At 61.6% G+C, this 11,076-nt stretch carries 8 protein-coding genes; 4 read left to right on the forward strand and 4 right to left on the reverse strand.

What is annotated here, in order from left to right; all coding sequences use genetic code 11:
* The first annotated feature begins 41 nt into the window (after nt 1-41).
* Nucleotides 42-1,871, forward strand: coding sequence for a putative nucleotidyltransferase substrate binding domain-containing protein (locus tag K226_RS0106455; protein ID WP_024814028.1), 1,830 nt, complete (start codon nt 42-44; stop codon nt 1,869-1,871).
* The gene (locus K226_RS0106460; protein WP_024814029.1) at nt 1,868-2,527 is read left to right on the forward strand and encodes a 3'-5' exonuclease; all 660 of its coding nucleotides are present in this window, start codon (nt 1,868-1,870) and stop codon (nt 2,525-2,527) included. Before K226_RS0106455 ends, K226_RS0106460 begins: the two co-directional genes overlap by 4 nt.
* Nucleotides 2,528-2,741: 214 nt before the next feature.
* On the opposite strand, the gene K226_RS0106465 is transcribed toward K226_RS0106460, so the two are convergent.
* Both K226_RS0106465 and K226_RS0106470 read right to left on the reverse strand, forming a co-directional pair.
* Complete coding sequence (locus K226_RS0106465) at nt 2,742-4,469, reverse strand: cation acetate symporter (protein ID WP_155886533.1); 1,728 nt, start codon at nt 4,467-4,469, stop codon at nt 2,742-2,744.
* Between the two features lie 5 nt (nt 4,470-4,474).
* Complete coding sequence (locus tag K226_RS0106470; RefSeq protein ID WP_024814031.1) at nt 4,475-4,783, reverse strand: DUF485 domain-containing protein; 309 nt, start codon at nt 4,781-4,783, stop codon at nt 4,475-4,477.
* Between the two features lie 369 nt (nt 4,784-5,152).
* Here K226_RS0106470 and K226_RS0106475 point away from each other — a divergent pair, with 369 nt between their 5' ends.
* On the forward strand, nt 5,153-6,814 hold the full coding sequence (locus K226_RS0106475; protein WP_024814032.1) for an MFS transporter: 1,662 nt from the start codon (nt 5,153-5,155) through the stop codon (nt 6,812-6,814).
* A 325-nt stretch (nt 6,815-7,139) separates the two neighbouring features.
* Nucleotides 7,140-8,144, forward strand: a complete 1,005-nt coding sequence (locus K226_RS0106480; RefSeq protein ID WP_024814033.1) for a porin — start codon at nt 7,140-7,142, stop codon at nt 8,142-8,144.
* Between the two features lie 413 nt (nt 8,145-8,557).
* Here the strand turns inward: K226_RS0106480 and K226_RS0106485 are convergent, their stop codons facing one another.
* Both K226_RS0106485 and K226_RS0106490 read right to left on the reverse strand, forming a co-directional pair.
* The gene (locus K226_RS0106485; RefSeq protein ID WP_024814034.1) at nt 8,558-9,673 is read right to left on the reverse strand and encodes an ABC transporter substrate-binding protein; all 1,116 of its coding nucleotides are present in this window, start codon (nt 9,671-9,673) and stop codon (nt 8,558-8,560) included.
* Between the two features lie 142 nt (nt 9,674-9,815).
* Nucleotides 9,816-10,928, reverse strand: coding sequence for an ABC transporter substrate-binding protein (locus K226_RS0106490; protein ID WP_024814035.1), 1,113 nt, complete (start codon nt 10,926-10,928; stop codon nt 9,816-9,818).
* Nucleotides 10,929-11,076 lie beyond the last annotated feature (148 nt).

Below are 11,076 nucleotides of genomic sequence, written 5' to 3' on the forward strand. Positions count from 1 at the left end.
CGGGGTCTGAGTCCCGCTAGCGGCTCCTCCATCGCCCCACCATGCCCAATGCCTTCAACTTCGCCGCCTCGCCGTTTGACTGCCTGACCCCGGACGAGCAGCGTCTGGTGCGCGCCAGCGTGGACATTGCCTATTTCCCGGAAGGTGCCGTGGTGCTGGACGTGGGGGTGGTGCCCACCCACCTGTTTGTCATCATCAAGGGCTATGTCACGCAGACCGAGGGCGACGAGGTGCTGGCCACGTACGGGCCGGACGATTGCTTTGACGGCTGCGGCCTGATGACCGGGCGCGTGGGCAGCCGCTTTGTGGCCGCCGAGGAGGTGGTGGCCTACCAGCTCGCCCGCGAGGCGGTCAATGAACTCATCGCGCGCAACACCACCTTTGGCGCGCTGCTTTTTTCTGACCTGGGCCAGAAACTCAGTGCGCTCGCGCAGCGCGCCGACCAGCACGAGCTGCAGTCGCTCACCCTGGCGCGCGTAGACCAGGCGTACCTGCGCCCTGCGCACACGGTCGATGCAGGTACCGACATTGTTTCGGTGGTGCGCCTGTTCCAGGCGCAGCGCACCACCAATGTGCTGGTCACGGGGCTGAACAACGTGCCTGGCGGCGGGCTGGGCATCTTCACCAACACCAGCCTGCAGCGCGCCATCCTCGATGGCCGCCCGCTGGACCAGCTGGCCGTGGGCGAGCTGGCCAGCGGCCCGGTGGTCACCGTGCGCCCATCCGACCAGCTGGGCGATGCCATGGCGCTGCTGCTGCGCCAGCGCGTGCACCGGCTGGTGGTGGTAGAGGACAATGGCCAGGTGCGGGGCATCCTCGAAGCGCTCGACCTGTTCAGCTTTCTGGCCAACCACTCGCACCTCATCACAGTGCAGATCGAACATGCCCAGGACCTGCCCGCACTGGCGCAGGCGGCGGCGCAGATCACGCGGCTGATCTCAGCGCTGCACCGCGGGGGCACGCGCATCGGCCTCATGGCCAAGCTGGTGCAGCAGCTCAACGCCCGGCTGTTCGAGCGCGCCTGGCACATGGTGGCGCCCGCCGATCTGGTGGACAACAGCTGCCTGTTCGTCATGGGCAGCGAAGGGCGCGGCGAGCAGTTGCTCAAGACCGACCAGGACAACGGCCTGGTGCTGCGCGATGGTTATGTGCCGCCGCCCGACCTTGAAGCCATTTGCCAGCGCTTTTCGGAGGTGCTGGCGAGCTTTGGCTACCCCGAATGCCCCGGCCGCATCATGGTCAGCAACCCCGACTGGCGCGGCACGGTCAGCACCTTGAGCCAGCGCGTGCGCCAGTGGCTGATGCAGCCCGTGGGCGACAGCCTCATGCAGCTGGCCATTTTTCTGGATGCGCACGCGGTGGCGGGCGATGCCGCGCTGCTGGCCGTCGTGCGCGAGAGTGTCGCGGCGCAAGCCATCGACAACGACGTTGTGCTGGCGCGATTCGCCTCTGCGGTGGACAACTTTGGCGGCCCTGCCGGTTGGTGGAGCCGCCTGTTTGGCCTGGGCGACGAAGGCCGTGCCATCAGCCTGAAAAAGGCAGGCATCTTTCCCATCGTTCACGGCGTGCGCAGCCTGGCCCTGGCCCGGCGCGTGGCCGCCACGGGCACCGCCGAGCGCATTGCTGCACTGGTGGAGGGCGGCGTGCTGGATGCGGCGCTGGGCGATGAACTCGTGCAGAGCCTGCACTTCCTGATGGGCCTGCGCCTGCAGGCGGGCCTGGCCGAGCTCGACACCGGCCGGCAGGTCACCGGCAACGTCGATCCCGAGCGCCTGAGCAGCCTAGAGCGCGACCTGCTCAAGGATGCACTCGCGGTGGTCAAGCGTTTCAAGGCGCTGCTGCACCAGCGCCTGCGGCTGGATCTGTTGTGAAAACCGTCACCGGCCCGCGCGGCTGGCTGGCGCAGTTGCGGCGCCAATGGCTGCTGCACCGCCTGACCGACCCGGCTTACGCCTTTGTGCTGGAACCCCCACCGCCCGATGAATGGGTGGCGCTGGACTGCGAGACCACGGGCCTGAACGTGCGCAGCGACGAAATCATCGCCATTGGTGCGGTGCGCATCGTGGGCAACCGCATTCTCACCAGCGAGCGGCTGGAGCTGTTGGTGCGCCCCGACAAGAGCGTGCCGGCAGACAGCGTGCGCATCCACCGCCTGCGCAGCACAGACGTGGCCCAGGGGTTGCCGATTGAAGAGGCACTGGGCCAGCTGCTGCGCTTCATTGGCAGCCGCCCGCTGGTGGGCTACTACCTCGAATTCGACGTGGCCATGCTCAATCGGGCACTGTGGCCCATGCTGGGCATGGGCCTGCCGCAGCCCGCCATTGAAGTCTCGGCGATGTATTACGAGCACAAGTTCCGGCAGCTCCCGCCCTACCAGCAGCACGCCAACGCCGACATCGATCTGCGCTTTGCCACCCTGATGGACGACCTGGGCCTTCCCCGGCGCGAAGCGCATGACGCACTCAATGACGCTGTGATGGCGGCGCTGGCCTTCGTCAAACTGCGCCAGTTGCACGGCGCAGGCTGATGGCGGGACTGCCATTGCAATGTCAGCAAGGTTTAAGAAAAAATGGCCTCTAGCCCTTATCTGTAAAGCGCAACAAGCTATTGTATTAATAGCAATTGTTACAGCGCTTATCTGAACACGGACATGAAAAAAGCCGGACCCTGGGGCCCAGCTTGAGGGGTGCAGCACCGCGGTGGTGCCGCTGTGCTGCAGGTGGGCGCTGTACCGCGCCGGGTCAGTGGCCCGAAGCGCCGGCGGCGCCGAAGCCGGTTTCCGAACGCACCTGCTGCGCCGGGAAGGCGGCGCGCTCGCGTGCGGCGTTGGCGCTCTTGTCGGTGATCGAGAAGAGCCAGATGCCCACAAAACCGATGGTCATGGAGAACAGCGCCGGCGAGGTGTAGGGGAACAGCGCCGAGCCGACCGGGTTGCCCAGCGTGGCTTCCCACACCGAGGGCGACACGATGGTCAGGCCCACCGAGGAGATCAGACCCATGAAGCCGCCAATGACAGCGCCGCGCGTGGTGCAGTCTTTCCACAGCACCGACATGAACAGCACCGGGAAGTTGGCCGAGGCGGCGATGGCGAAGGCCAGCGACACCATGAACGCGATGTTCTGCTTTTCAAAGGCAATGCCCAGAACCACGGCAATCAGGCCCAGGGCCAGCGTGGTCATGCGCGAAACCTTCAGCTCCGAGGCGCTGTCGGCCTTGCCCTTCTTGAACACCGTGGCATACAGGTCGTGCGACACGGCCGAGGCGCCCGAGAGCGTCAGGCCCGCCACCACGGCCAGGATGGTGGCAAACGCCACCGCCGAGATGAAGCCATAGAAGATGTTGCCGCCCACCGACTTGGCCACCAGCACGGCCGCCATGTTGGCCGTGCCCGCGCCGCCGTGGATGACGCCCTTGACCACGTCTGCGAACTCGGGGTTGGTGAGCACCAGGGTGATGGCGCCAAAGCCAATGATGAAGATCAGCACATAGAAGTAACCGATCCAGGTGGTGGCCCACAACACCGATTTGCGTGCCTGCTTGGCATCGGGCACCGTGAAAAAGCGCATCAGGATGTGCGGCAGTCCGGCGGTGCCGAACATCAATGCCATGCCAAACGAAATGGCCGAGATGGGGTCCTTGATGAAGCCACCAGGGCCCATGATGCCCAGGCCCGCGCGGGCGGCCTCTTCGGGTGTTTTGCCGGTGTTGGCGGCAATGGCAGTGCGCACTTCAACGCCCTTGGCAAAAAGCGCCTCGGGGCTGAAGCCGAACTGCGCCAGCACCATGAAGGCCATGAAGGTCACGCCCGCCAAAAGCATCACGGCCTTGATGATCTGCACCCAGGTCGTGGCAGTCATGCCGCCAAACAGCACGTAAACCATCATCAACGCGCCCACGATGACCACGGCCATCCAGTATTCCAGGCCAAACAGCAGCTTGATGAGCTGGCCTGCACCAACCATCTGTGCGATCAGGTAGAAAGCCACCACCACCAGCGTGCCCGAAGCGGCAAACGCACGGATGGGGCCTTGCTGAAAGCGGTAGCCGGCCACGTCGGCAAAGGTGAACTTGCCCAGGTTGCGCAGGCGCTCGGCCATCAGGAAGGTGATGATGGGCCAGCCCACCAGGAAGCCGATGGAGTAGATCAGGCCGTCGTAGCCCGATGCCATCACGGCCGCTGAAATGCCCAGAAACGAAGCCGCCGACATGTAGTCGCCTGCAATCGCCAGACCGTTCTGAAATCCGGTGATGCCGCCGCCAGCGGTGTAGAAATCGGAGGCGGACTTGGTTTTGGCCGCAGCCCACTTGGTAATCCACAGCGTGCCGGCGACAAAGACGCCAAACATGATGATGGCCGTCCAGTTGGTGGCCTGTTTGGCCGATTGGCCCAGGTCGGCCCCGGCCGCGTGGGCGGCACCCGCTGCGAGCAGGGCCATCAGCGTCAGCAGGCTGACCCCGCGTTTTTCCATGGCGTTCATTGCGCTGCGTCCTTCAGGATTTCTTTGGTCAGGGTGTCAAATTCGCCGTTGGCGCGGCGCACATAAATGGCGGTGATCACGATTGTGAAAATGATCACGCCCATGCCGATGGGGATGCCCAATGTGGTCACACCCGTGCCAATGGGCTGGGCCAGGAACTTCTTGTCGAAGGCAATCAGCGCGATGTAGCCGTAGTAAACGATCAGCATCAGTGCCGTCAGGAAGATGCCCAGGCGATTGCGCTTGGTGCGCAACTCCAGGTACTTCGGATGGCTTTGTATTTTCTGGACCATCGGGTCGCTCATGGGTGTCTCTCCTCAAGGTGGTGTATTCAATCGTCGTGTGGGGCGGCATGCCGCACCGCATGTCTCGATTGTGCGAACGCGCACTGACCAAGTGCTTACGCCGCGGGGCTTTGCCGCGATATTGCTGCAGAGATAGGAGCACCGCAGCGGCCGTGAGAGGGCGGTGGGGCTGATTTGTTACCGCGTGTTGGTTGAGTCGAAACACGCGGGGCACAGACAGCCGTTGACGCTGCGCAAACTCGCGCAGGCTCTGCAGCAATTGCTGCAAAAAAATGCGTCAGAGCGGTGTCAGTGGCGCAAAGGATAGTCGCCCCAAAAATATTCTTGCGGTGCCTGCAAGTTCACATAAAAAAAGAACAGGAGACAACCATGGCAACCCAGCATTCCGCACCGCGGCCCATGTCTGCCCAAGAGAAGAATGTGATCTTCGCTTCGTCGCTCGGCACCGTGTTCGAGTGGTACGACTTTTATCTTTATGGCTCGCTTGCCGCCATCATTGCCAAGCAGTTCTTCAGCGGACTGGATGCGGGGTCGGCGTTCATCTTTGCGCTGCTGGCCTTTGCCGCCGGCTTCATCGTGCGGCCTTTTGGCGCACTGGTGTTTGGCCGGCTGGGCGACATGATCGGGCGCAAATACACTTTTCTGGTCACTATCCTGATCATGGGTCTGTCCACTTTCATCGTGGGCATCCTGCCCACCTACGCCAGCATCGGCGTGGCTGCGCCGGTGATCCTGATTGCGCTGCGCATGCTGCAGGGCCTGGCGCTGGGCGGTGAATATGGCGGCGCTGCCACCTACGTGGCCGAACATGCGCCGCACGGTGCACGCGGTGCCTACACCTCATGGATTCAGACCACGGCAACGCTGGGCCTGTTTCTGTCGTTGGTGGTGATTCTGGGCACCCGCACGCTCATGGGCGAAGCCGAATTTGGCGATTGGGGCTGGCGCATTCCGTTTCTGGTGTCCATCCTGCTGCTGGGCGTCTCGGTGTGGATCCGGCTGTCGTTGTCGGAATCGCCCGCCTTTCAGAAAATGAAGGCCGAAGGCAAGACATCCAGGGCGCCCCTGTCCGAATCTTTTGGCCAGTGGAAGAACCTGAAGATCGTGATCCTGGCCCTGATCGGCCTGACCGCCGGCCAAGCCGTGGTCTGGTACACCGGGCAGTTCTATGCGTTGTTTTTTCTGACGCAGCAGCTCAAGGTGGATGCCGTCACGGCCAACCTGCTGATCGCCGCGGCACTGCTGATCGGCACGCCGTTTTTCGTGGTCTTCGGCACGTTGTCAGACAGGATCGGGCGCAAGCCGATCATCATGCTGGGCTGTGTGCTGGCTGTTTTGACGTATTTCCCCGCGTTCAAGGCGCTGACCGAGGCGGCCAATCCGGATCTGGCCGCCGCACAGGCCAGGAACAAGGTGGTGGTGCTGGCCGACCCCGCCGAGTGTTCCTTCCAGTTCAACCCCACGGGCACGGCGAAGTTCACCAGCTCTTGCGATGTCGCCAAGCAGGTGCTGGCCGCCAGGTCGGTGAGCTATGACAACGAAGCAGCCCCCGCGGGCGCACCTGCCGTGATCAAGGTGGGTGAAACCACCATCGCCAGCTATGCATCCAGGGGTATCCCGGCGGATGAGTCCCGGGCCAAGGACGCAGCGTTCAAGAAGGCCGTGGCCGAAACGTTGAAGGCCGAAGGTTATCCCGCCCATGCCGACCCCGCCAAGATGAACAAGGTGATGCTGGTTGTCATCCTGACCTACCTGGTAATTCTGGTGACCATGGTGTATGGCCCCATTGCTGCCATGCTGGTGGAAATGTTCCCCACGCGCATACGCTACACATCCATGAGCTTGCCGTATCACATTGGCAATGGCTGGTTTGGTGGCTTGCTCCCCACCATGGCGTTTGCCATCGTGGCGCAGACCGGCAACATGTACAACGGCCTCTGGTATCCCATCATCATCGCGGGCGTCACGGCGGTGATCGGCACTTTGTTCATTCGTGAAACCAAGGATGTCGACATCTACGGCAACGATTGATCAACAACTGCCATCGTTCGGTGCATCCGCCCACCTGTGAGAGCGCGGTGTGCTCGCAAAACAGGCTTCTTGCACCATTCTGGAGCACTGCTGTCGGTTTGCCGTTCATGCGCCCAGGAGCCGTCGTGGGGCAGTGGCCACCCCGCCGCAAGTACGAGTGTTGCAGGAGTGCATCACTCGTGTCATCAAACTTTCAGCAAATAGTGCGTTTAAACGTGACGCGCAATAAGATCGAGGCCCCATAGCATTTTGGGTGGCCCAGTCAAAATCTGAAGCCACCTGTGCGCCTCTTCTATTGATGGCAACTAGTTTCAAAGGAATTCTCATGCAAAAAATGACCCGCGTTGTCCTGGCTGTCCTGGCTGTTGCCGGCACCACCGCCGCCATGGCCCAAAGCAGCGTAACGCTGTATGGCCGCGTCAACACCACCGTGGAACGCCAAAAACTGGGCGACGTCAGCAGCACCGGTATGTTCAACAACTCTTCCCGCTTTGGCTTCAAGGGCACGGAAGACCTGGGCGGTGGCCTGAAGGCTGGCTTCCAGCTGGAAAGCGGTTTTGCTTCGGACACGGGTGCATCGTCTTCCACGTTCTTTGGCCGTCAAAGCGAAGTGAACCTGTCGGGTGGCTTCGGTATGGTGCGCTTGGGCAACTTCACGCCCGAGTCCTATTACGCCACGGCTGACTACGTCAGCATGCACAACCACGACACGGGGTCTTCATCTGATGCCCTGTACCACGATCCTGTCTGGTTCGGTAATTTAGGGCAAGCTAACAAAATCTCCTACCGTACTCCCGAGTTCGGCGGTTTTTGGGCAGAAGCAGCGGTACAGCTTCACGAGAATAAAATCACGGTGGGCAGCCAGAACGAGCATGGTTATGACTTGGCCGGTAACTATGCTTCGGGCCCCCTGGCTTTGGGCGCTGGCTATAGCCAAGTCGGTGGCGCCAAGCAGTTGGGGTTGCGCGCACTGTATACCCTTGGACAGTTCACTTTGGGTGGCTACTACCAGCGAAACGACCAGTTCTCCGCCGGAACCCGCAACAACTTCCGTCTGGCTGGCGCCTACAATTTGGGGGCATCGGAATTTCACCTGAATGTCGGCCGGACTAACAGCTGGAGCAATCTGGCTGACTCGGCCGCCACCCAATTTACCCTGGGCTACAACTACAACCTGAGCAAGCGGACCAAGGTTTACACCTACTACACCCGCGTGAACAACGATGCCAATGCTACTTACGGCTACGGCTTCAATGGCACGTTGGCTGCAGGCCAGGCGCCTGGCAAGGATTTCTCCTCGTTCGCTGTGGGCGTTCGCCACAACTTCTAATTCCCGATCGTCAGCTGGCTTTGCCAGCTGACGAAACGGAATCTGTGAAGGCCTTGCATCTTTGGATGCAAGGCCTTTTTCATTGGTGTGCGCTTGCTCGCAGAGCTGTGTTGTCGATGGTATCTGCAGCGAGCGGAGCGCTGGTTGGTGGAATACGGCGGTGATGGGTCACGGCAGCTTCCTGTGTGGCTCAAGAGGCCATTTTTCACCGGAGCGCAGAGGGGCAGTCTCCAGTCGAAAGCGAAAGGAACGCAGCTATTTCTGCAGTTGCGTCTGACTTCTGAAGACATCGTGGTCAGAAAGCTAACCTGGCCGGAGTCAAACCAACCATCGGCGCGTCATGAGCGCATTCCCGGGGCCAGATCACCTCGTATACCTCCAGCCCAGTGATCGCCGCTTGGGTTAGCTGCTTTTCAGCGCTTGAAGCGCCCGTCCGATCCCACGATGGACAGGTCGGTGAACGCGAGTCCACTGTGGTCGGTGGCGCTGTAAGACAACTCCAGGCCGCCCAGGTCGAACTTTCGCATTCCCTCCAGTGCCGCCAGCATGCGGGCGCGGTCTGGCTTGGGGCTTGCCCGGCGCAGGCCTTCGACCAGCACCTTGGCGTTGATGAAGCCTTCGACCATGGCCGGTGTCAGTTCGGCAATGCCCTTTGCCTTGGCCAGACCCATGGCCTCCTTGATGACGGGGTAGTTGATGGATCGCTCGGATGGGAAAACCTGGGTGACCACAACGCCCCGCGCTTGTTCTCCCAGAGCCTTGGTGAAGCCGCCAGAGGCATTGTTTGACAATGTCACGATCTGGCCAGACACACCGGCCGTGCGCAGGGCCTTGATGCCGTCCACCACGGCAGCGCCCGTGCCGACGAAGATCACAGCTTGTGGCGCCTGTTTGGCGGCACGTGGGGCAATGGCGCTGAAGTCAGGCTTGCTGCGATCAAATTTCTCAATAAAAAGAGCCTGGGTACCCTGGGCCTTGAACCCGTTCAGGGCGCCGCTCAGGGCGTCTGCCCCGAAGCTGTCATCGACGTGGATGACACCAATGCGCTCAACCCCCAGCGTGTTCAGGTGGGTGATGGCCTTTTCCACCTCAAGCTGGTAGGGCGCACGAACATTGAAGACGTGGCGGCTCACCGGCTTGTGCAATGCCATTGCGCCGGTGGATGGGCCCACCAGCACCACGCCGGCTTCGTCGAGCAGCGGCACGATGCCCTGGGTGTGTGGGGTTCCCCGTGTCATGAAGAGCGCAATGGCGCCGTGTTTCTCGATGAGGGTGCGGGCGTTTTCCAGCGTCAGCTTGGTGTCGAACTTGTCGTCCAGCACCACCAGTTCAATTTTTTGGCCACCCACGCCTCCTTGGGCGTTCACAAAATCCAGGTACAGCGACGCACCCTGCATGGATTCCTTGACGGTGATGGCCGCAGAGCCCGTGACGCCCACCGTTTGTCCAACGACGATCTGCGCCATGCTGTGGCCAGCCAATCCTGCCGCCAGTGCACAAGCTGCCAACAAGGGTTTCCATTTTTTCATGCGTGTACCTATCTATCCAGTGGTCCGAGTTTAGGCCGGAGAGCAGAACCAGGTAATGAGGAAACGCAAAGGTCGCATGCGTGCGGCCTTTGTGCTTCCTCAGCAACTCATACGTGAAGGGCAGATGAGCCCCCCCGTGCGGTTAGCGGCGGAACCTGCCGTCTGTGCCAATGATGGCGAGATCGGCAAAATCCAGCCCGGAATGGTCGTCGGGCCCGTAGCTGATTTCAAGGCCACCGAGGTCAAACTTGCGCAGGCTCTCCAGCGCGGCGTGGACTTTTTCCCGGGTGGGCTTGGGGCCCGCGCGCTTGAGGCCTTCAACCAGCACTTTGGCGGCAGCAAACCCTTCCAGCATGGCTGGGCTGACCTCACTGAGACCCTTGGCTTTGGCCAGGTCGAGTGCTTCCTTCACCATGGCGTAGGTCATGGCACGTTCGTTGGGGTAGACCTGGGTCACGATCATCCCTCGCGCATTGGCGCCCAGGCTCTTGATGAACCCTGTGGAGGCATTGTTGGAGAGCGTGACGATCTGTGCGGCCGACCCGGCTGCCCGAAACGCATTGCCGGCATCCACCACCGCCGCGCCCGATGCCACCATCAGCACCGCCTGGGCGTTGGCGCTGGCCAGTTTGACTGCAATGGGAGCAAAGTCGGGTTTGGTACGGTTGAACTTCTCCAGCACAACCGGGGTGAGCTTGCTGGCGGTCAGGCCTTTTTGGGCGCCGATGATGCCGTCTGCACCAAAACTGTCGTCGGAATACACCACCGCTATGCGTGTCATACCCATGGATGCCAGGTGGGTCATGGCCTTTTCCGCCTCGCGCTGATAGGTGGCGCGCACGTTGAAGATGTATTTGCGCACGGGCTGGTGCAGCACCATGGCGCCGGTGGATGGGCCGATGAGCGCCACGCCGTTCTTCTCCAGCAGCTGGATCATGGCTTCTGTGTGAGGGGTGCCGCGGGTCAGAAACATTGCGAGCACGTTTTGCTCTTCAATCAGCTTGCGGGCGTTTTCACCGGCGAGTTTGGGGTCGAACTTGTCGTCCAGCGAGACGAGTTCAATTTTCTGTCCGTTCACGCCACCCTTCGCGTTGACCGCGTCGAGGTACAGCATTGCACCGTCCGCAGTTTCCTTGACGCCCGCCGCGACCTGGCCGGAATATCCGGCGGTCTGTCCGATCAGGATCTGTGCGTGGCTGGTGCAGATCAGTGTGGCCAGTGCAGCACTGGCGCAGAGCTTGGTCCATTGATTCATCGGAGTCCCCTCTCTAAGTTGATTTTCAGTCTATACGGTGAACCGGCCTTAAGGCCATCTTTTGACCGTCACCGTGCCCTGTGGAATGCCGCAATGCAGCATAAGCACCACAGCGGTGCCGGGGATACTGCGCCGTGTTGCGCGCCCG

The organism is Acidovorax sp. JHL-3 (assembly GCF_000526295.1).
GTDB classification, from domain to species: Bacteria; Pseudomonadota; Gammaproteobacteria; order Burkholderiales; family Burkholderiaceae_C; genus Acidovorax; species Acidovorax defluvii.

Bases quoted from the DNA above. Each gene is read 5' to 3' on its own strand.
- K226_RS0106485 (WP_024814034.1), bottom strand. From the start codon at position 9,673: ATGAAAAAATGGAAACCCTTGTTGGCAGCTTGTGCACTGGCGGCAGGA.
- K226_RS0106475 (WP_024814032.1), top strand. From the start codon at position 5,153: ATGGCAACCCAGCATTCCGCACCGCGGCCCATGTCTGCCCAAGAGAAG.
- K226_RS0106490 (WP_024814035.1), bottom strand. From the start codon at position 10,928: ATGAATCAATGGACCAAGCTCTGCGCCAGTGCTGCACTGGCCACACTG.
- K226_RS0106455 (WP_024814028.1), top strand. From the start codon at position 42: ATGCCCAATGCCTTCAACTTCGCCGCCTCGCCGTTTGACTGCCTGACC.
- K226_RS0106465 (WP_155886533.1), bottom strand. From the start codon at position 4,469: ATGGAAAAACGCGGGGTCAGCCTGCTGACGCTGATGGCCCTGCTCGCA.
- K226_RS0106480 (WP_024814033.1), top strand. From the start codon at position 7,140: ATGCAAAAAATGACCCGCGTTGTCCTGGCTGTCCTGGCTGTTGCCGGC.
- K226_RS0106470 (WP_024814031.1), bottom strand. From the start codon at position 4,783: ATGAGCGACCCGATGGTCCAGAAAATACAAAGCCATCCGAAGTACCTG.